Below are 20424 nucleotides of genomic sequence, written 5' to 3'. Positions count from 1 at the left end.
TTACAATGGCGCGATCAGTGGCTCGCGCCAGAATCTGAATTGGCCGTCGCAGCCAGGACTGCGCGGCATAGCGTTGTGTGAGGAGAGTCTGAATGAGCCAAGTGTTGGAAGATCTGGTGGATCTGCTGACCCTCGAACCGATCGAGGAAAACCTGTTCCGTGGTCGCAGTCAGGATCTGGGCTTTCGCCAGTTGTTCGGCGGCCAGGTGCTCGGCCAGTCGCTGTCGGCGGCCAGTCAGACCGTTGAAGAAGCGCGCCATGTGCATTCGATGCACGGTTATTTCCTGCGTCCGGGCGATGCCAAGTTGCCGGTGGTCTACTCGGTTGACCGCGTGCGCGACGGCGGCAGTTTCAGCACCCGCCGCGTGACCGCGATCCAGAAGGGCCACCCGATTTTCACTTGCAGCGCGTCGTTTCAGTACGACGAAGAAGGCTTCGAACACCAGAGCCAGATGCCGCAGGTTGTCGGCCCGGAAAACCTGCCGTCGGAGCTGGAACTGACCCAGCAACGCGCGCACCTGATCCCGGAACACATGCGCGAAAAGCTGCTGTGCCCGAAGCCGATCGAAGTGCGCCCGGTCACTGAAAAAGACCCGTACAACCCGCAACCGGCGGACCCGATCAAGTACGTGTGGTTCCGCGCCGACGGTGCGTTGGCCGATATCCCGGCACTGCACAAATACCTGCTGGCCTACGCCTCGGACTTCGGTCTGCTGACTACCTCGATGCTGCCGCACGGCAAATCGGTCTGGCAGAAAGACATGCAGGTCGCCAGCCTCGACCACGCGCTGTGGTTCCACAATGACTTGCGCGCCGATGACTGGTTGCTTTACGCCATGGACAGTCCGTGGGCCGGCAACTCTCGCGGATTCTCCCGTGGCAGCGTGTTCAACCGCGCCGGTCAACTGGTGGCGTCGGTGACCCAGGAAGGCCTGATCCGTCATCGCAAGGACTGGGCATGAGTCTGGCGGAAGTGCGGCACTGGGTGTTCGACATGGACGGCACCCTGACCGTCGCCGTGCATGACTTCGCGGCGATTCGCGTGGCGCTGTCGATCCCACCGGAGGACGACATCCTCACCCACCTCGCGGCATTGCCCGCCGAGGAAGCGGCGGCGAAACATGCGTGGCTGCTGGAGCATGAGCGAGATCTGGCGCTCGGCTCGACCCCGGCAGTCGGCGCGGTGGAGCTGGTGCGCGACCTGCACGCCCGGGGCTATCGCCTCGGCATCCTGACCCGCAATGCGCGGGAGCTGGCCCACGTGACGCTGGAGGCCATCGGCCTGGCTGACTGCTTCGCGGTGGAGGATGTGCTGGGCCGCGATGAAGCACAGCCAAAACCGCATCCGGGCGGTTTGCTGAAACTGGCCGAGGCCTGGCAAGTGCCGGCGAGCGAGATGGTGATGGTCGGTGATTACCGGTTTGATCTTGATTGCGGCCGGGCGGCGGGCACGCACACGGTGCTGGTGAACCTGCCGGATAATCCGTGGCCGGAGCTGACCGACTGGCATGCGAAGGATTGTGTGGAGTTGCGGCGAATGCTGTTCGCCTAAAAAAACGGGGGCTTGGACCCCCGTTTTTTATTGCTCGAACAGTGCTTTCTGGCCTTCCGGCGAGGTCAGCATGCCGTCGCCGTTATGACCGACCCCGGGCACTTCGATCAGGCGCTGATTGATCCCTTCAGGGTGACGACGCAGCAAGTACCCGAAAAAAAGCTTCCCGCGTTCCAGTCGATAAGCCCCCTGGGCTTTGGCGGCGCAGCTCTTGTCCAGCGCCGGGTGTTGCGGGTCGGTGTCCTGCTGGCCCAGCAGATAAATCACCTCGCGTTTGACGTAACGGCCTTCGAGCTGCGCGGGCGTTTGCCCACCCGCGTAGATCGGCGGGTCCACCAGACCGTACTTCCAGCGGTTGAAACCCGGACACTTGGCATGATCGAAGGCCACCGGGCGTTGCTCATTGAAATAGGCGTACGACGACGGGTTGGCCACCACATAACGCAAGCGAATGCCTTCGGTCTTGAGCGCCGGTTGTTCCTGGGCCAGCAGCGCGTAACGCTGCACCACCTGCGCGCCGCCGGAGTGGCCGAAGATCACGATCTGCTTCACGTCTGGAAACTGCTTGCGATCGCTCAGCCGCCCGACGATTTCGTCCAGTGCGGCGTAGGAACTCAGCGGGTTCGGCCCTGTGGACAACCCGCCGCCCATCCAGTCGTTGCCTTGCCAGCGCAGCACGCTGGCGGGTAACGAGTAGAGCGCCACATCGCTTTCGTTGAGAAACTGCGGGGCGATCACCAGGGTGTTGGCGGTTTGCCCGGCCAGTTCCGCCGCGACTTCGCCGCTTTTTCGATAGGTCTCGGCGTTGCGCAGACGGCCATGAATGACGATCAGCACGCGCTCGATTTTCGCCGGCGCCGGGCCGATGCCCACCGCCATTTCGCCGGCCTGCAATTGCAGGCGCCCGGGACTGATTGCGTCGACGCCGGCCGCTTGGGCGGTGCCGCCGATGAACAGTAAAGCCAACAGCCATTTATGCATTTACAGGTTTTTCGCCGCAAAGGTATCGCACTGGCCGACCTGGCCCTGGACGAATCCGGTTTTGAACCAGCGCACCCTTTGCGCCGACGTACCGTGGGTAAACGAGTCCGGCACCACACGGCCCTGACCCTGTTGTTGCAGGCGATCATCACCGATGGCGTTCGCCGCGTTCAAGGCTTCTTCGATGTCGCCCGGTTCCAGCCAGTTCAGGCGCTTCTGGGCGTTGTAGGCCCAGACGCCGGCCAGGCAGTCGGCTTGCAGTTCCTGACGCACCAGCAGACCGCCGTCGCCTTCCATCTGCCGGCCTTGCTGACGGGCTGTCTGAATTTTCGCCGAGACGCCGAGAAGCGTCTGTACATGGTGTCCGACTTCGTGAGCGATCACGTAGGCCTGGGCGAAGTCGCCGGCGGCCTTGAAACGCTGGGCCATTTCCTGGAAGAACGCCATGTCCAGATAGACCTTCTGGTCTGCCGGGCAATAGAACGGGCCGGTGGCCGAGGTCGCCAGACCGCAGGCGGAGTTGACCCGGTTGCTGAACAGCACCAGGGTCGGGTCCTTATATTGCCGGCCGGCCTGCTGGAAGATCGCGCCCCAGGTGTCTTCGGTGTCACCGAGGATCGAACGCACGAATTCGGCCTGTTCATCGTTGGCCGGCGGTGCCTGACGGGTTTGCGAAGTGGGGGCCGATTGTTCGGTCATCTGCCCGGTGAGCTGGCCCAGGATCTGCAGCGGGTCCTGTCCGGTGATCCAGCCGATGCCGACGATCAGCAGGATCGCCCCGAGGCTCAGCCCCTTGCCACCGCCGAAGCGCATGCCGCCACCACCGCCCATATCATCGCCACGGGCATCGACGACGTTGTCACTGCGTCGGCCTTTTTTCCATAGCATGTGGGAATCCTCTATCTGTAGGTGGTGATGAGTGTTGCTGGTGTGTGAGTGTGGCGCCAGTCCGGTCGTCCGTCTATTCGCACACACGCACAAAGGCCCGGCCTCGGGGTGACGAGGTCGGGCCTGTTATTGACGAGCGCGAGCGCCGGGAATTCAATCCGCCGAAGGATTTCTTTCGCCGGGTCAGGTATCAGCGGTCGAAGGCATCCCACACCGGCGCGAAGTCCGGGCTGACCTGACGTTCGCGCTTGGGCAGCGCGGCGATCAGCGCCCGGTCGTCGTCATCCAGTTTGACATTCAGCGAGGCCAGGTTGGCCAGTTGATTGGTCTTGCTGCTGGCCTTGGGAATCGCCGCGACGTTGTCCTGATCCAGCAGCCACTTCAGCGCCACTTGAGTGGGCAGCACGCCGTGCTTTTCGGCGATCTGCTGAATCTGAGGAATCTCCGAGACCTTGTTGCGTGCCAGCGGCGTGTAGGCTGTCAGCGCCAGATCGTGTTGACGGGCGTAGTCGAGCAGGGCGTTTTGTCCGAGCAGGACGTGGTACTCGACCTGAATGGCTGACAGAGGAATACCGTATTCCTCGACGACTTTGCGCAGCAGCGGCAGCGGAAAATTCGCCACGCCGATGTTGCGAGCCAGCCCCTGTTCCTTGAAGGATGCGAGGGTTTCAAGGGTGCGCGGCAGGTCCCAGTCAGTGCTCGGCCAATGGATCATGAACAGGTCGACGTACTCGCTGCGCAAGGCCTTGAGGCTGCGATCCAGCGATTGACGCATGGCGTTCGGTTGCAACTGGTCCCACCAGACCTTGGTGGTGACGTGAATCTGCTCGCGGGGTGTCGGCGTATTTGCCAGCGCCTGTCCGACTGCGTCTTCGTTGTTGTAGGCCGCTGCCGTGTCGATGTGGCGGTAACCGAGTTCCAGGGCTTGCTCCACGGCGCGGGTGCATTCGTCGCCGAGCATCGGCCAGGTGCCGAGGCCGAGTTTTGGCAGGTTCAGTCCTTGTCTGTTAACGATGTGCTGCATGGTCGATCTCCTGTTCGAAAGCCGTGACGCCCGCCATGTGCCGGGCTGCGATGTAACCGAAAGTCAGGGCCGGGCCGAGGTTGATCCCGCCCGCCGGATAATGCCCGCCCATGATGCTGGCCATGTCGCCACCGGCGGCGTAGAGCCCGGCGATGGGCCTGTCTTCGGCGTCGAGCACTTGCGCATGCGGGTTGACCTTGAGCCCGGCGAAGGTGCCGAAGCAGCCCGGCTGCACCTTCACCGCGTAGAACGGGCCTTGTTCGATGGGCGCCACGCACGGGTTGGGCTGTTGCGCGGGATCGCCCTGTTTGCGGTTGTACGGGGTCGAGCCGCGACCGAACAGCGGGTCTTCGCCGTGCCGGGCATGGTCGTTGTATTCATGGAGAGTGGCGCGTAATCCGTTCGGATCGATGCCGCATGCAGTGGCCAATTCCTCAAGGGTATCGCCGGTTTTCAGATAGCCGCTGCGGATAAAACCTGACACCGGCACCGGAAACGGCCGAGACATGCCTAGCCCGTAACGCCGCTGGAACGCGCGGGTGCAGATCAGCCAGGACGCGACTTCTTCGCCTTCAGGGGCCGCGGCGACCATGGCGCTGACATAGTCGTAATAGCCGTTGGCTTCGTTGACGAAGCGCTGGCCGTTGCGCAGCACGCCGATGACGCCCGGTTTGCCGCGCTCGATGATGTGTGGGAAATGGCCGATGCTGCCGTCGGAATGTGGCACCTGCGAGACCGGCGCCCACGCCACGGGCGAGGCCACATCGGTGTTGACCCGGCCCCCAGCGGTTTCGCCCAGTCGCAGACCGTCGCCATTGACTGCCAGCGGAGGCAGTGCCCAATGTTCATGACCGCTGGGCGTGCGAGGGAACAAGGCCTTGCGTCGCTCGATGTCGTTGGCAAACCCGCCAGCGGCGAGCACCACGGCTTTGCGGGCATGGACAGTGATCGGGCCTTTTGTGGTGTTCACGCGAGCGCCGGTGATGCGTGATTCGTCGCGCAGCAGTTCCGTCACTGGCGCCGATTCCCACAGCAGCACGCCGAGGTCTTCGGCGGATTTCGCCAGCCGCGCCACCAGCGCCACGCCGTTGACCAGTTGCATCGCTCGGCCGTGCAGCACCAGGTCCAGCAGGTGGCGAGTGAAACGCCGGGTCACGTGCCAGGCCGCCGACAACGAGCGAGTCAGATTGAGAAACGCCGACAGGTCCGCGCCGGCCATGATCGGCATGCCCATGAACGATGTTTCCCGCATCGTTGTGCGAAGACGCTTGAGCAGGCGCCCGACCTTTCGTCCGTCGTAGGGAGCGGCAATCACCGAGCGTCCGCCGGTGCCGGCGCCCGGTGTTTCGCCGTGGATGTCGGCGATGGCGTTGCCGTCGGCGAATTGCAGGGCGGTGTGTTGTTCGAAGAACGCCACCATGCGCGGGCCGGCTTCAAGGAAGGCGTCGATCATGGCCGGGTCGTAGTGCTCGCCGAGTTCGTGGCGCAGATAGGTGCGCGGCAATTCCACGTCTTCCACGATCCCGGCGCGCCGGGCCAGCGGATTGCACGGCACCCACGCCCAGCCGCCGGACCACGCGGTGGCGCCGCCGAACACCGGATCCTTTTCCACCACGATGACCTTCAAGCCATGCCAGGCGGCGGTGACGGCGGCCGACAAACCGGCGGCGCCGGAGCCGACCACCAGAACGTCGCAGTGGATATCGGGAAGGGCAGGCATCAGGAAACGCTCCAGCAATCAATTATTTTTAGAATCAGGTTCCAGAAAATAACCAGTGCTGGCGAAGCAGATCAACCGACTGACGCGCAAAGTGGGCGGTTATCGGACGCCAGGTTCCAGATTTCGCATTCCTCGGGATGTCTTCTAGAATCGGCGAAATTTCACCGAGAGCGCACCATGGCCGGCAGTCAAATCGAACGGGTTTTCAGCGTGCTGGAAAGCCTCACCAGTGATCCGCGCGGGCTGCCGATGCAGACCCTGGCCGAGCAACTGGACATTCCGAAGAGCGCGACGCATCGCCTGCTCGCCGAGCTGATCCGCTTGGGTTATGTGCGGCAGAACCCGGAGACGTTGCGTTATCACCTGTCGACCAAACTGGTGGCGATGGGCTTTCAATACCTGTCGAGCAGCGGTGCCGACATCGTGCAGCCGGTGCTTGATCGCCTGGCCCAGGAAACCGGTGAGTTGGTACGCCTCGGGGTGATCGACGGCGAGCGCCAGACCTGGATCGCCAAGGCCCAGGGCGCTCGTAGCGGTCTGCGTTACGACCCGGACATGGGCCGCGACGCGCCGCTGTTCTACACCGCGTCGGGCCATGCGTGGCTGGCGTGCATGAGCGACGCCGAGGCGTTGTCGCTGGTCGAGCGCCAGGGCGCGGAGGTGCCGGCGGATATCGGGCCCAATGCGCCGCGCTCCAATATTGAACTGCTCGAACGCCTGCGCGTGGCCCGGGAACAGGGCTATGCCTGTGTGGAAGAAAGCTCGGCGGTCGGCACTTCGGCGATTGCTGCCGTGGTGAAACATCCCGCCGATGGTCGGGTGATTGGCGTGCTCAGCATTGCTGGGCCAAGCGCACGGATGTCGGCGGCGCGCTTGCATGAACTGGCGCCGTTACTGCTGACGTTTACCGAGGAGCTGTCGGCGGCCAGCCTGGCCTCGGAGTTGTTCGTTTAAGCAAAGCTGTGCGCTGTTCGCCCACTTTTCAACCGAGTGGGTGTGAGAATCTGGAACCGGGTTCTAAATTGTTGATGGAGTGAGTTTTCCTACAACAATCACAAGAGGATCGCACCTTGAACCCGCCCCTTCGAATCGCCCTGATCGGCGCCGGCAACATGGGCCAGCAACATTACCGGCACCTGAAGAATCTCACTGAGGCCACGGTATGCGCCGTGGCCGATCCCGGCCCTCAGGCACGGGCCCTGGCGGCGGAGTGGGGTGTGGCGCATTTCGCCGATCACCGTCAGATGCTGGAGCAGAATCGGCCTGATGCAGTGATCGTCGCCAATCCGAATGATCAGCACGTCAGCACCGCGCTGGATTGCCTGGCCGCTGGCGTTCCGGTGTTGCTGGAAAAACCGGTGGGCGTGCATCTGGATGAGGCGCGGGAACTGGCGGTAGCGGTGAAGCGCAGCGGTGTGCCGGTGCTGGTCGGCCATCATCGGCGGCACAATCCGTTGGTCGTGCGAGCCCATGAGCTGGTCAAGGGTGGGGCGTTGGGACGGCTGACGCTGGTGACTGCGTTGTTCCAGCTGCGCAAGCCCGACCAGTATTTCGAAACGGTGTGGCGGCGCGAGGCAGGTGCCGGAATGCTGTTGACCAATCTGATTCACGACCTCGATCTGCTGCGTCACCTGTGTGGTGAAGTGCGTTCGGTGCAGGCGATCACCGACCATTCGGTGCGCGGTTTCGCCAATGAAGACAGCGCGGCGATCCTGCTGCAATTTGCCGGTGGAGCGCTGGGCACGCTGACCGGTTCCGATGCGGTGGCGGCTCCATGGAGCTGGGAGTTGAACTCTGGTGAGAACCCGGTCTATCCACGTCAGGCCGATCAACCTTGTTACTTGCTGGCGGGAACAGCCGGGGCCTTGAGTATTCCGCAACTCAAGCGCTGGCATTACCGCGCCGATCAGATGGACGCCGGTTGGCATGAGCCGTTGCTGGCGGTCGATGAACCGTTCACGCCTGACGAAGCCCTGCGGTTGCAGTTGCAGCATTTCGTCCGCGTGGTACAGCGGGAAGTCGAACCATTGGTGAGTGCCGCCGACGCCGCCCGCACGCTGGCGCTGGTCGAGGCCATCCGTGAAGCGGCGGCCAGCGGTCGCGCCACCGAACCCGCGCAGATCGAGGCCTGAACATGAACGAACGAATTCTGTCCCTGGCCAGCCTGACCGTGCTGGAGTTGTCGCCACCCGAGATGGTCGAGGTCGCGGCCCGTGCCGGTTACAGCCATGTCGGCCTGCGTCTGGAGCCGGCGACGCCCGAGGAATATCACTTTCCGCTGGTAGCCGATGGCGATTTGCGGCGTCAGACACTGGCGCGTTTGCGTGACACCGGAATCGGCGTGCTCGACGTGGAAATCCTGCGATTGAAGCCGCAGACAGTGGTGGCGGATTTCGAGCCACTGCTCAGCGTTGGCGCGGAGTTCGGTGCCAGTGAATTGCTGGTCGCCGGTAACGATCCCGACGAACAGCGGCTCACCGATAATTTCGCGGCACTGTGCGATCTGGCGGCGCCCTACGGTTTGCATCCGCATCTGGAGTTCATGCCCTGGACCGATGCACGCAATCTTGAGCAGGCGTTGCGCATCGTCGCCAAGGCCGGGCGCGAAAACGGTGCGGTGCTCGTCGATGCGTTTCACTTCGACCGTTCCGGGTCGCGGCTGGAGGAGCTGGCCGGCGTGCCGGCCTCGCGGCTGCGCTACGCACAGTTGTGCGATGTTGCCGGGCCGAGGCCGACGGACATGGCCGAGATCTTGCGTCAGGCCCGCAATGAGCGACGGTTTCCCGGCGAGGGCGATTGTGACCTGATCGGCTTGTTGCACAGTCTTCCGGCTAACCTTCCCCTGAGTCTGGAAATTCCCACGGTCAAATTGCTGGAGCAGGGCGTGAGTGGCTTGCAGCGGGCGCAAATGGCGATCGACCGGACACGGGAATTGTTGGCCCGGCTTTAAGTCTGCTTCAAGGGGCGAGGGCGCACGCGACCTCGTCACCGTTTATTTTTCATTCAGAGAGAGCCCATGACCGTCAGCACTCCGCTTTCCGGCGTCAACCAACCCTTCAAGGGGATCTTGCTGATTGTCGTGGCAACCTTCCTTTTCTCCAGTCACGACGCGCTGTCGAAATACCTCTCGGGTTTTTATCCGATCGTCATGGTGGTGTGGGCGCGGTATCTGGTGCACACGCTGCTGATGGCCGGGATTTTCCTGCCGCAGTCCGGGCTGCGGGTGCTGCGCACCAAACGCCCGTTGTGGCAGTTGGCGCGGGCGTTGTGCCTGTTGGGGACCAGCCTGTTTTTCACCACGGCGTTGCTGTACATCCCGCTGGCCGAGGCCACGGCGGTCAACTTTCTTGCGCCGGTGCTGGTGACGGCGCTGTCGGTGCCGCTGCTCAAGGAGCGGGTGACGCGCGGTCAGTGGATCGCGGTGGTGTGCGGGTTCATCGGGGTGCTGATCATCGTCCATCCGGGCGGTGACCTGTTCACCCCGGCGATTCTCCTGCCATTCTGTTCGGCGCTGTTTTTCTGCTTCTATCAGCTGCTCACCCGCAAGCTCGCGGAAGTCGACAGCCCGACCACCAGCAACTTTTTCGCCGGGCTGTGCAACACGCTGGTGATGAGTGCGCTGGTGCCGTTCTTCTGGCAGGTGCCGAGCCTGGGGCATGCGTTGTTGATGCTGGCGCTGGGCAGTTGCGGAATGACCGCGCACCTGTTTCTGACCCAGGCTTTCCGCCATGCCGCACCAGCACTGCTGGCGCCGTTCGGCTATTGCCAGATCGTGTTCGCGGGGTTGTTGGGCTGGTTGCTGTTTGCTCACACACCGACCCTGATGACGGTGATCGGGATTGCAGTGATCTGTTGCAGCGGGCTGGCGGCAGCGTGGCAGCAGAGCCGGCGCTGAAAGCAAACCGGCCTGAAATCAGGCCGGTCGGTGCAGGAAGGTTATTCAGTATTGAAAGGTTACTCAGTGACGGTAGGAATCTTGCGCGGTGCCATGAAGTACATCCAGGTCAGCGCGATGAAGTACATCGCCGGGATCAGGGTGAACAGCACGGTGTAGTTGTTGTTGGTGACGGTCAGGATGTGGCCGACGATCTGGGTCATGAACATCCCGCCGATCGCCGCGCACATGCCGCCGAAACCGAACACCGTGCTCATCATGTGCTTGGGCGTGTAGTCCATCACCAGGCTCCAGATGTTCGCTGTCCAGGCCTGATGCGCGCCGATGGCCAGAGAGATGGCGGCAACCGCGATCCACAGGTTGGCGGAGCCGGCGGCCATGACCACGCCGATGATGCAGCAGGCGAACAGGAACATCGACAGCAGCCGTGCCTTGATCGAGTTCATGCCGCGACCGATCAGGAACGAAGACAGAATCCCGCCGCCCACGCTGCCGAAGTCAGCGGTGACGTAGATGATGATCAGCGGAATGCCCATCTGGGTGACGTTGATGCCCAGGTTGTATTGCTGATTGAGAAACGGCGGCAGCCAGTACAGGTAGAACCAGAACACCGGCGCGGTCAGCGAGTAGGCGAGGGCGAAGGCCCAGGTGCCGCGCATCCGCAGGATTTTCGAGAACGGCACGCGGGCCTGTTCCGGTTCGACTTCTTTCTGGATGTATTCCAGCTCCGACTGCTTAACGTTTGGGTGATCTTCCGGGTTGAAATACTTCAGGCCCCAGAACAGCAGCCAGATCCCGCCCAGTGCCGACATGCACAGGAACGCAGCCTGCCAGCCCCACACGTGAAGGATCAGCGGCAGCAGCATCGGGGTGAACATCGCGCCGACGTTGGTGCCGGCGTTGAAGATGCCGGTGGCCACGGCGCGCTCGCCGGCCGGGAACCACAGGCGCGTGGTCTTCACGCAGGCCGGGTAGTTGGCCGCTTCAGTCAGACCGAGGATGAATCGGCAGACCATGAAGCCCACCGCCGAGGTCGCCAGACCGTGGGCGCCGGTGGCCAGGCTCCAGAGCAGGACCGCGCAGAAGAACACGCGCTTGACGCCGACCCGATCGATCAGCCGTCCTTGCAGCACGAAACCGATCGCGTAGCCGACCTGAAACCAGAAGTTGATGTTGGCGTAGTCCATCGCCGTCCAGCTCATTTCCTTGGCGAGGATCGGCTGCATGACGCCGAGGGCGGCGCGGTCGATGTAATTGAGGGTGGTGGCGAAAAACACCAGCGCCAGCATGCCCCAACGGGTCTTGCCGACGGCCATGGCGCCGCGGATCTTGTCGCCGATGCCACCCGTGGCAGTGCTCATGGCCGGAGCCATGCGGGAAGTCTGTGAAGGAATCATGTGTTCCACCCGTTTTTGGATTTGTTATTTGGTGTGCTTTTCTTGTGCACGCTGCGACCGGTGGTTCAGTTCCGGACTCAAGGTGAGACGGATGTTGGGCAGTGGACGAAAAATCGTCAATTCGCCAAACCGGCATTCTGTTCGATAATCGCACGCAAAACTAACCGGGTAGTACAGTTTAAATTGCTCAATGAAAAACCGGGACCAATAATTCGCTCACCCTATAAAAGCGGCGCAATTTCCGTAGCCGACGTCTCCACCGGGAGTTGAAACATGCAGCGATCCATTGCCACCGTCTCCTTGAGCGGAACCCTGCCGGAAAAACTCGAAGCCATTGCCGCCGCCGGGTTCGACGGGGTGGAGATTTTCGAGAACGATCTTCTGTATTACGACGGCAGCCCCCGGGAAATCCGGCAGATGTGCGCCGACCTCGGGATTGCCATCACCCTGTTCCAGCCGTTCCGCGATTTCGAAGGCTGCCGCCGCGATCGCTTGGAGCGCAATCTGGAGCGGGCCGAGCGCAAGTTCGACCTGATGCAGGAACTGGGCACCGACCTGGTGCTGGTCTGCAGCAACGCCTCCCCCGACAGCCTCGGCGATCAACAGATCCTCATCGACGACCTGCGCCTGCTGGCCGAGCGCGCTGGTGCCCGTGGCCTGCGCATCGGTTATGAGGCGCTGGCCTGGGGCCGTCATGTGAACACTTATCAACAGGTCTGGGACATCGTGCGTCAGGCCGATCACCCGGCCCTCGGCGTGTTGCTCGACAGCTTCCACACCTTGTCGCTCAAGGGCGATCCACGGGCGATTGCCGAGATTCCCGGCGACAAGATTTTCTTCGTGCAGATGGCCGACGCGCCGATCCTGGCGATGGACGTGCTGGAGTGGAGCCGGCATTTCCGCTGCTTCCCGGGGCAGGGCGAATTCGATCTGCCGGGCTTCCTCGCGCCGATCATCCAGAGCGGCTACACCGGGCCGCTGTCGCTGGAAATCTTCAACGACGGCTTCCGCGCCGCGCCGCCTCGGGCCAATGCCGCCGACGGTCTGCGTTCGCTGCTGTATCTGGAGGAGAAAACCCGCCAGCGTCTGGAGCAGGAAATCCGTCCTGTGGATAACCGCGACATCCTCTTCGAAACGCCGAAGGCCAGCGAATACAACGGCATCGAGTTTCTTGAGTTCGCTGTGGATGAAAGCCTCGGCGCCAAGCTGTCGAACTGGCTGGAGCGGCTGGGTTTCGTCAAGGCCGGACAGCATCGCTCCAAGAGTGTCAGCCTGTTGCGTCAGGGTGATATCAACCTGATCCTCAACTCTGAACCCTATTCGTTCGGCCACAGTTTTTTCGAGGCCCACGGCCCGTCGCTGTGCGCCACCGCCGTGCGGGTCAAGGACAGCGCCAGTGCGCTGGCCCGCGCCGTCGCCTATAAAGGTCAGCCGTATCGCGGACTGGTCGGCCCCAATGAACTGGAACTGGCGGCGGTGCGTGCGCCGGACGGCAGCCTGATTTATCTGGTGGATCAGGAGGCGGATGTCTACGGCACCGACTTCAATCTGCTGCCAAATGCAGTGGCGGGCGGTGGTCTCAAGCGCATCGATCACATGGCTATGGCGTTGCCGGCGGACAGCCTCGACAGTTGGGTGTTGTTCTACAAGAGCCTGCTGGATTTCGAGGCTGATGACGAAGTGGTGCTGCCGGATCCGTACGGGCTGGTGAAGAGCCGCGCCCTGCGCAGTCGCGACAGCTCGATCCGTCTGCCGCTGAACATTTCCGAGAACCGCAACACCGCGATCTCACACGCGCTGTCGAGTTATCGCGGTTCCGGGGTGCATCACATCGCCTTCGATTGCGACGATATCTTCGCCGAAGTCAGCCGGGCGAAAGAGGCGGGCGTGCCGCTGCTGGACATCCCGCTGAACTATTACGACGACCTGGCGGCGCGTTTCGATTTCGATGACGAATTCCTCAGCGAACTGGCGTACTACAACGTGCTGTACGACCGCGATGCGCAGGGCGGCGAGTTGTTTCACGTCTATACCGAGCCATTCGAGGGGCGCTTCTTCTTCGAGATCATCCAGCGCAAGAACGGTTACGCCGGTTATGGCGCGGCCAACGTCGCGGTGCGGCTGGCGGCGATGGCCAAATCACGCAGTGGCGCCGTTCGCCAGGCCAAGTTGTAGGAAATTCGTAAACGCGGGATTAAACACCGGTCGCGCGGCTTCCTTCACTGGATCGCGCGGCCCATAATCGCCAGCCTGTGCAGTGATGGCCGTGAGCCCGCAATGACAATGACTTCAGAACTTCCCGCAGCTCCCGTTCTACCCGCGGTAGAGCCGCGCAAAAGTCGCAAGAACAACCCGGAAAAGACCCGCGAGAATATCCTGCAGGAGGCGATCGTCGAGTTCGTCCAGCAGGGGCTGTCCGGCGCCCGCGTCGATGCGATCGCCGAGCGCATCCACACCTCCAAGCGCATGATCTATTACTACTTCGGCAGCAAGGAGCAGTTGTACGTCGAGGTGCTGGAGAAGCTCTACGGCGATATCCGCAACACCGAGAACCGCCTGCACCTGGCTGAATTGCCGCCAGTGGAAGCGATCCGGCGTCTGGTGGAATTCACTTTCGATCACCACGATCGCAACGTCGATTTCGTGCGGATCGTCAGCATCGAAAACATCCACAACGCCGAGTATGTGAAGCGTTCCGACGCGATCAAGGCGATGAACAACACCATCCTCGATTCCCTGGGCGAGATTCTGCGTCGGGGTGCTGAAGAAGGGGTGTTCCGCGCCGGGCTCGACGCGCTGGACGTGCATCTGTTGATCAGTTCGTTCTGCTTCTACCGTGTATCGAACCGCCATACCTTCGGAGAGATCTTCCAGATCGACCTGCCGGACGAAAGCATCAAGCAACGTCATCGCGAGATGATTTGCGAGTCGGTGCTGCGCTACTTGCAGGCGTGACCGAAGTCGAGGGGGCCAGGCCCCCTCACGGTTTTATCCGTTCATGCTTTGAAAATGCGCGAGCATTCGCTGCGCATCCGGCACCTTGCCGCTGAACAGCTCAAACGCCTTCACTGCCTGAAACACCGCCATGTTGCCGCCATCCAGGGTTCGGCAACCCAGGGCGCGGGCGTTGCGCAGGAGTTCGGTTTCCAGCGGGAAATACACAATCTCCGCCACCCACAACTCGGGCCGCAGCAGCGCCGCCGGCACGGGCATGCCGGGCAATTTGGCCATACCCATCGGCGTAGTGTTTACCAGACCATCGGCCTGACTCAGCGTGCTCCCCAGATCATGTCCGGCCACGGCCCGACCGGCACCGAAATGCTGATTGAGGTTGTTGGCCAGGCTTTCGGCGCGCTCCACGTCCACATCAAAAATGCTCAGTTGCCGTACGCCTTCGCTCAACAAGGCGTGGGCGACTGCCGCACCGGCGCCACCAGCGCCCATCTGGACCACACGTTCGCGGGCGACGTCTGGCAGGCCGCGACGAAAACCTTCGGCAAAACCCAGGCAATCGGTGTTGTGGCCGACGCGTTTACCGTCTTTCAGTACTACCGTGTTCACGGCGCCGATGCCTCGGGCTTCCGGGGACAATTCATCGAGCAGCGGGATGATTGCCTGCTTGCACGGGAAGGTGATGTTCAGGCCGGTGTAATTCATGCGTTCGGCGGCCTGCAACAGATCGGGCAGGGCGCTGCTGTCCAGTTGCAGTTGATCGAGGTCGATCAGCCGGTACAAGTAGCGCAGGCCCTGTTCGTCGCCTTCGTGTTCATGCAGCGCCGGAGTGCGGGAAGCCTGAATGCCGGCGCCGATCAGCCCGGCGAGTATCACGTTGTTGCGGTTCATGCGGTTCGCCCCTTCAGCCGCTGGCTGAAATGTTCCAGGGCCAGGCGATAGCCGTGGCTGCCGAAGCCGCACATCACGGCGGTGGCGATGGCCGAGACGAACGAGTGATGACGGAACGGCTCGCGGGCGTGGACGTTGGACAGGTGTACTTCGATCACCGGCAATTCGCTGGCGACCAGAGCGTCGCGGATCGCGACCGACGTGTGAGTCCAGGCGGCCGGATTGATCACGATGCCGGCGCAGCGCTGACGGGCGCCGTGAATCCAGTCGAGCAATTCGCCCTCGTGGTTAGTCTGGCGAAACTCCACGGCCAGGCCGAATTCTTCGGCGGCGCGCCCGCACAGGGCAGAGATGTCGGCCAGGGTTTCGTGACCGTAGGTCGCCGGTTCACGGGTGCCGAGCAGGTTCAGGTTCGGGCCGTTGAGCACCAGAACGATAGGGGGCATGGGGGCAAACTCCACTTATTGTTTTTGGCTTGGGCCGAGGGTTTCGACCTGTGGAGTTAAATTGTACTAGATGGTTACTTTAATCAATTGCTCTGCATCGGCAGCCCGGTTTTGTGTGCGGTGATCGCACACAGGTGAAATCACTGCGGCAACTGCTCGACCAGAAAATCGATGAAAGCCCTGACGCGCAGCGGCATGTGGCGATTCTGCGGGTACAACAAGGTGAACGGTCGCGAGCGTCCGCTGTAGGGCTGGAGCACTTCCACCAACGAGCCGTCGGCCAGTTCCTTTTCGACAATGAAGCGATAGGTCTGGAACAACCCGGCGCCATGTTTGGCCAGGGTCACGCCACCGAGCACGTCATCGGAGCAGCAGAAGTTGCCCTCGGCGAGGATTTCCCGTGGCGCGTCTTCCTCATAGAACAGCCAAGTGATCCGCCGCCCGCTGCTGGGCAATTCGTACTGAATACACTCGTGTTGTTCGAGGTCTTCGAGGGTCTGCGGCGTGCCGGCGCGTTTGAGGTAGTCGGGGCTGGCGACCATCACCAGCGCTGCGTCCTCCAGATGGCGGGCGATCAGGCCGGAGTCGGGGATTGCCCGCACGCGGATCGCCATGTCGTAACCCTCGCCGACGAAGTCGATGTTGCGGTTGCTGATGTGCATGTCGACCTTCACCTGCGGGAAGCGCGCACGAAACGCGGGCAACAGCGGCAGGATCCGGTGATGGGCGTAGGTTGTAGGAATACTGATACGCAGGGTGCCGGACGGTTCCTGCTGCTGGCCCATGACTTCCCGTTGCGCCTCGACCAGTTGCGCCAGCGCCTGGCTGCATTCTTCGTAGTAGCGACGGCCGCTGTCGGTCAGTTTCACGCTGCGGGTAGTGCGCGCAAACAACCGTACGCCCAGCCGTTCCTCCATGCGGGATACCGAGCGGCTCACCGCTGCCGGCGTCACCGAAGCCGCCTGCGCCGCGCCGGTGAAACTGCCGCACTCGGCGGCCAGGCAAAACAGCTCGATGCTGCCCAGCTGAAGATCGTCGAAGTGTCTCTGCATGATTGATTACGCCGGGGAAGGAGTCTTCGTATGTAGCAAATGCGTGGCCGCTGCGAAAGAACTGCTTACCATTTTGCGCGGGGCTTTCCTGAATCCCGCACTAGGCTCGAAAACGTAATGACCATTTGAGGCAGCAATGCCGATGGTCGGAATTGTCAAGGAATGGCAGTTTTCGAAATTCTTTAACCTAACGGATGGGTTAGCATGAAAGTGTGCAGTTACAAGGGATTGTCGGTGGTGATCATGCTGCGAGACGAACATTGTCCGCCCCATGCGCACGTTGATTCAGGTGCATGGAGTGCCCGTTTCAAATTCAGCTTCTGGCACAACGGCGTGGAGTTATGGGATGTGGTGCCCCTGTCGCGTCGGCCACCGATTGCAGTGCTTGAGGGGCTGCGTCAATCGCTGCGTGAAACTGTTCATCTGCGGCGGGCCCGTCGAATCTGGTGGACTCGTTTGCAGACGGCGTGTCTCGATAATCAATGGTGGGACGGGGACTCGAACGAAGTGGCCGTCATGCGCGCAGTCACCGGAGCAACCTTCAGAATCGGATCGGCGTATTACGAACCAGAAGAAAACAAAACCCTGCTGGCCCTGGTTGGTGCTCGGGAAGGTGTGGAGATCGAACTATGAAAACAGTAAAAGCCGGTTTGCATGCTGATCGACCGGTAACAGAAAAGCGTCTCGATGAAGCTGTTGAGCGGGGAGGGCTGCGCCGACGCAGCAGCCTTCAAGCCGTGTCGGTGGCCTTTCAGAAACCCTGCCTGGTGATTCACTTCGAGGACGACAGCGGCGTGCTGCTCCCAGTGAATCTCTACCGCGAATTCGATGATTTCGAACCGGAAGACTTCACTGGATTGAACGTTGGCTTTGCCGGCACAGCGCTCTGCCACGACGGCAAGGATCTGCAGGTTTCCATCGCCGGCATGATCTCGGCCAGTCAACCTTTGATGGCCATGGCTGCCTCGGTGATCGCCTCTCGCAATGGCCGCCAGAGCAGCACCGCGAAAGCCGAAGCTGCCCGGGCCAACGGCAGGAAGGGCGGGCGCCCGCGCAAGATCGATCCCGTGCCATGAACAGGCACAAAAAAGCCGTCGCTCAGGACGGCTTTCTTGTATCTGGCAGTGCGATCAACGCCGGGTCAATAGCACGCCGGATTCCATGTGGTGAGTCCACGGGAACTGGTCGAACAGCGCGCAGCGGGTGATGCGGTGCGTGTCGTGCAGTTGGGCGATGTTGGCTGCCAGCGTTTCCGGGTTGCAGGAGATGTACAGGATGTTGTCGAAGCGCCGGGTCAGTTCGCAGGTGTCCGGGTCCATGCCGGCCCGTGGCGGGTCGACGAACACGCTGCCGAACTCGTAGCTTTTCAGGTCGATACCGTGCAGGCGACGGAACGGGCGAACTTCGTTCAGTGCTTCAGTCAGCTCTTCGGCGGACAGGCGCACCAGCGTGACGTTATCCACAGCATTTTCGGCCAGGTTGCTCAGTGCGGCGTTGACCGAAGTCTTGCTGATTTCGGTGGCCAGCACTTTGCGCACGCGGGTCGCCAGCGGCAGGGTGAAGTTGCCGTTGCCGCAATACAGCTCCAGCAGATCGTCGCTGCGATCACCCAGTGCTTCGTATGCCCAGTTGAGCATCTTCTGGTTCACGGTGCCGTTAGGCTGGGTGAACGCGCCTTCCGGCTGGCGGTAGCTGAACGTGCGACCACCGACGTCGAGTTTCTCGACCACGTAATCGAGGCCGAGTACTTCGCGCTTGCCCTTGGAACGGCCGATGATGCTGACGCCCAGATCAGCCGCCAGTTTGGTGGCCGCTGTATGCCAGTGCTCGTCCAGCGGGCGGTGATAGCACAGGGTGATCATCGCGTCGCCGGCCAGGGTGGTCAGAAACTCCACCTGAAACAGCTTGTGGCTCAGCGCCGCGCTGGCCTGCCAGGCCGCTTTCAATTGCGGCATCAACTGGTTGATGCGCAGGCTGGCGATCGGGAACTCTTCGATCAGGATCGGCGTGCGTTTGTCGTCCTGGGAAAACATCGCGTAATGCCGCTCACCGGCCTCGCGCCACAGGCGGAATTCGGCGCGCAGGCGGAAGTTCTGCAACGGCGAGTCGAACACCGTTGGCTCCGGTGCATCGAACGGGGCCAGCAGGTCACGCAAGCGCGTGACCTTGTCTTCGAGTTGTGCGGCGTAGGCCTGGGAATCAAAAGTCATGCGTTGAACCAACCCAGCTTGATCACGAACAGAATCGACAGGATCACCAGCGCCGGATTCAGCTCGCGGGCGCGGCCGGACAGCAGTTTGATCGCAGTCCAGGCGATGAAGCCGAAGGCGATGCCGTTGGCGATGGAATAGGTGAAAGGCATCGCCAGGGCGGTAACTACGACCGGCGCGGCGACGGTGATGTCGTCCCAGTCTATTTCCGCCAGACCGGAAGTCATCAGCACGGCGACGAACAGCAGCGCTGGTGCGGTGGCGAAGGCCGGTACGCTGGAGGCCAGTGGCGAGAAGAACAACGCCAGCAGGAACAGGATCGCGACGACGATGGCGGTCAGGCCGGTGCGGCCGCCGGCGCTCACGCCTGCGGCAGATTCGATGTAGCTGGTGGTGGTCGAGGTGCCCAGCAGCGAACCGGCCATGGCCGCGGTGCTGTCAGCGATCAGTGCACGGCCCATTTTCGGCATGTGGCCGTCCTTGCCCATCAGGCCGGCGCGCTTGGCGACGCCGATCAGGGTGCCGGAGTTGTCGAACAGGTCGACGAACAGGAAGGCGAAGATCACGCTGACCAGACCGATGTCCAGTGCGCCCTTGATGTCCAGTTGCAGGAAGGTCGGGGCCAGCGAAGGTGGCATCGAGGTCACGCCGCCGAACGGGGTGAAGCCCATCACGATGGAAACGATGGTCACCGCGAGAATGCCAATCAGCACCGCGCCGCGTACTTTCAGGGCCTCAAGGGCGACGATCAGCGCGAAACCGAGGGTGGCGAGGATCGGAGCCGGTTGTTTCAGGTCGCCGAGGCCGACCATGGTCGCCTGGTTACTGACCACGATGCCGGCGTTGTGCAGGGCGATCAGCGCCAGGAACAGGCCGATACCGGCGGCAATCGCCGAGCGCAGTGGCAGCGGGATGCTGTTGATGATCCATTCACGGATGCGGAAGATCGACAGCAGGAAGAAGCACACCGCCGAGATGAACACCGCGCCCAGCGCCACTTGCCAGGTGTGGCCCATGTGCAGCACGACGGTGTAGGTAAAAAAGGCGTTCAGCCCCATGCCCGGCGCGAGGGCGATCGGGTAGTTGGCGATCAGGCCCATGACCGTGGAGCCGATGGCGGCTGCCAGGCACGTGGCGACGAACACCGCACCTTTGTCCATGCCGGTCTCGCCGAGGATGCTCGGGTTGACGAACAGAATGTAGGCCATGGCCAGGAAGGTCGTGACGCCCGCCAGAATCTCGGTTCGCACGTTGGTGTTGTGTGCCTTGAGTTGAAACAGCCTTTCCAGCATGTCTGCTCCCCGTGGCGCGCGTGGCGCCGTGAATGTATCGACCTCAACAGCAAAGCACAGACCGTCGCAAGCGCCTGGAAAATTGTGGTGGGCCGGAAAAAGCCGCGCATCATACCAGCAGCGT

General features: G+C 62.2%; 20 protein-coding genes. 10 read left to right on the top strand and 10 right to left on the bottom strand.

Annotated elements, in window-relative coordinates; genetic code table 11:
- Positions 1 to 92: 92 nt before the first annotated feature.
- Together tesB and BMZ46_RS26200 are read left to right on the top strand one after the other, a co-directional pair.
- On the top strand, positions 93 to 962 hold the full coding sequence (tesB, locus tag BMZ46_RS26205) for an acyl-CoA thioesterase II (protein WP_039771793.1): 870 nt from the start codon (positions 93 to 95) through the stop codon (positions 960 to 962).
- On the top strand, positions 959 to 1552 hold the full coding sequence (locus BMZ46_RS26200) for an HAD family hydrolase (protein WP_074691531.1): 594 nt from the start codon (positions 959 to 961) through the stop codon (positions 1550 to 1552). The genes tesB and BMZ46_RS26200 overlap by 4 nt, the downstream gene beginning before the upstream one ends.
- Positions 1553 to 1579: 27 nt before the next feature.
- Here the strand turns inward: BMZ46_RS26200 and BMZ46_RS26195 are convergent, their stop codons facing one another.
- The 4 genes from BMZ46_RS26195 to BMZ46_RS26180 form a co-directional block, all read right to left on the bottom strand.
- Positions 1580 to 2533: an alpha/beta fold hydrolase gene (locus BMZ46_RS26195; protein WP_074691529.1), complete on the bottom strand. Its 954-nt coding sequence runs from the start codon at positions 2531 to 2533 to the stop codon at positions 1580 to 1582.
- Positions 2534 to 3421, bottom strand: a complete 888-nt coding sequence (locus tag BMZ46_RS26190) for a KPN_02809 family neutral zinc metallopeptidase (RefSeq protein WP_074691527.1) — start codon at positions 3419 to 3421, stop codon at positions 2534 to 2536.
- Positions 3422 to 3611: 190 nt separating this feature from the next.
- The gene (locus BMZ46_RS26185) at positions 3612 to 4445 is read right to left on the bottom strand and encodes an aldo/keto reductase (protein ID WP_074691525.1); all 834 of its coding nucleotides are present in this window, start codon (positions 4443 to 4445) and stop codon (positions 3612 to 3614) included.
- Positions 4429 to 6165: an FAD-dependent oxidoreductase gene (locus BMZ46_RS26180; RefSeq protein WP_074691523.1), complete on the bottom strand. Its 1737-nt coding sequence runs from the start codon at positions 6163 to 6165 to the stop codon at positions 4429 to 4431. Before BMZ46_RS26180 ends, BMZ46_RS26185 begins: the two co-directional genes overlap by 17 nt.
- Positions 6166 to 6342: 177 nt before the next feature.
- On the opposite strand from BMZ46_RS26180, the gene BMZ46_RS26175 reads away from it, so the two are divergent.
- The 4 genes from BMZ46_RS26175 to BMZ46_RS26160 all read left to right on the top strand — a co-directional run bounded on the left by BMZ46_RS26175 (position 6343) and on the right by BMZ46_RS26160 (position 10060).
- Complete coding sequence (locus tag BMZ46_RS26175; RefSeq protein WP_039771781.1) at positions 6343 to 7119, top strand: IclR family transcriptional regulator; 777 nt, start codon at positions 6343 to 6345, stop codon at positions 7117 to 7119.
- A 116-nt stretch (positions 7120 to 7235) separates the two neighbouring features.
- A complete protein-coding gene (locus BMZ46_RS26170) occupies positions 7236 to 8297 on the top strand; it encodes a Gfo/Idh/MocA family protein (protein ID WP_074691521.1) in 1062 nt (353 codons plus the stop codon).
- A gap of 2 nt (positions 8298 to 8299) precedes the next feature.
- Positions 8300 to 9115 (top strand): sugar phosphate isomerase/epimerase family protein, encoded by an 816-nt coding sequence (locus BMZ46_RS26165; protein WP_074691519.1) that lies wholly within the window; start codon positions 8300 to 8302, stop codon positions 9113 to 9115.
- Positions 9116 to 9181: 66 nt separating this feature from the next.
- Complete coding sequence (locus tag BMZ46_RS26160) at positions 9182 to 10060, top strand: DMT family transporter (RefSeq protein WP_039771776.1); 879 nt, start codon at positions 9182 to 9184, stop codon at positions 10058 to 10060.
- A gap of 59 nt (positions 10061 to 10119) precedes the next feature.
- Here BMZ46_RS26160 and BMZ46_RS26155 read toward each other — a convergent pair whose 3' ends face one another.
- A complete protein-coding gene (locus tag BMZ46_RS26155) occupies positions 10120 to 11457 on the bottom strand; it encodes an MFS transporter (RefSeq protein WP_064599596.1) in 1338 nt (445 codons plus the stop codon).
- Between the two features lie 273 nt (positions 11458 to 11730).
- Between BMZ46_RS26155 and quiC the strand changes: the two genes are divergently transcribed.
- Positions 11731 to 13632 carry a 3-dehydroshikimate dehydratase QuiC gene (gene quiC, locus BMZ46_RS26150; RefSeq protein ID WP_039771774.1) on the top strand — a complete coding sequence of 634 codons (1902 nt, stop codon included), beginning with the start codon at positions 11731 to 11733 and terminating at the stop codon, positions 13630 to 13632.
- 102 nt (positions 13633 to 13734) lie between these two features.
- Positions 13735 to 14412 (top strand): TetR/AcrR family transcriptional regulator, encoded by a 678-nt coding sequence (locus tag BMZ46_RS26145; RefSeq protein ID WP_074691517.1) that lies wholly within the window; start codon positions 13735 to 13737, stop codon positions 14410 to 14412.
- A 33-nt stretch (positions 14413 to 14445) separates the two neighbouring features.
- Here BMZ46_RS26145 and BMZ46_RS26140 read toward each other — a convergent pair whose 3' ends face one another.
- From BMZ46_RS26140 to BMZ46_RS26130, 3 genes are all read right to left on the bottom strand, one after another.
- Positions 14446 to 15300 carry a shikimate dehydrogenase gene (locus BMZ46_RS26140; RefSeq protein WP_074691515.1) on the bottom strand — a complete coding sequence of 285 codons (855 nt, stop codon included), beginning with the start codon at positions 15298 to 15300 and terminating at the stop codon, positions 14446 to 14448.
- On the bottom strand, positions 15297 to 15746 hold the full coding sequence (gene aroQ, locus BMZ46_RS26135; RefSeq protein ID WP_039771771.1) for a type II 3-dehydroquinate dehydratase: 450 nt from the start codon (positions 15744 to 15746) through the stop codon (positions 15297 to 15299). Before aroQ ends, BMZ46_RS26140 begins: the two co-directional genes overlap by 4 nt.
- Positions 15747 to 15886: 140 nt before the next feature.
- Positions 15887 to 16798 (bottom strand): LysR family transcriptional regulator, encoded by a 912-nt coding sequence (locus BMZ46_RS26130; RefSeq protein ID WP_039771770.1) that lies wholly within the window; start codon positions 16796 to 16798, stop codon positions 15887 to 15889.
- Positions 16799 to 17002: 204 nt separating this feature from the next.
- On the opposite strand from BMZ46_RS26130, the gene BMZ46_RS26125 reads away from it, so the two are divergent.
- The gene (locus tag BMZ46_RS26125) at positions 17003 to 17431 is read left to right on the top strand and encodes a DUF4160 domain-containing protein (RefSeq protein ID WP_074691513.1); all 429 of its coding nucleotides are present in this window, start codon (positions 17003 to 17005) and stop codon (positions 17429 to 17431) included.
- Positions 17428 to 17874, top strand: a complete 447-nt coding sequence (locus BMZ46_RS26120) for a hypothetical protein (protein WP_039771767.1) — start codon at positions 17428 to 17430, stop codon at positions 17872 to 17874. The genes BMZ46_RS26125 and BMZ46_RS26120 overlap by 4 nt, the downstream gene beginning before the upstream one ends.
- Positions 17875 to 17928: 54 nt before the next feature.
- Here BMZ46_RS26120 and trmA read toward each other — a convergent pair whose 3' ends face one another.
- A complete protein-coding gene (gene trmA, locus BMZ46_RS26115; protein ID WP_074691511.1) occupies positions 17929 to 19008 on the bottom strand; it encodes a tRNA (uridine(54)-C5)-methyltransferase TrmA in 1080 nt (359 codons plus the stop codon).
- Positions 19005 to 20300 (bottom strand): NCS2 family permease, encoded by a 1296-nt coding sequence (locus tag BMZ46_RS26110; protein ID WP_074691509.1) that lies wholly within the window; start codon positions 20298 to 20300, stop codon positions 19005 to 19007. Before BMZ46_RS26110 ends, trmA begins: the two co-directional genes overlap by 4 nt.
- Positions 20301 to 20424: the final 124 nt, after the last annotated feature.

The organism is Pseudomonas sp. NFIX49 (assembly GCF_900115915.1).
Taxonomy (GTDB): Bacteria; Pseudomonadota; Gammaproteobacteria; order Pseudomonadales; family Pseudomonadaceae; genus Aquipseudomonas; species Aquipseudomonas pharyngis.
The sequence above is the reverse complement of the archived record's forward strand: the minus strand, read 5'-3'. Positions and strand labels throughout refer to the sequence as shown.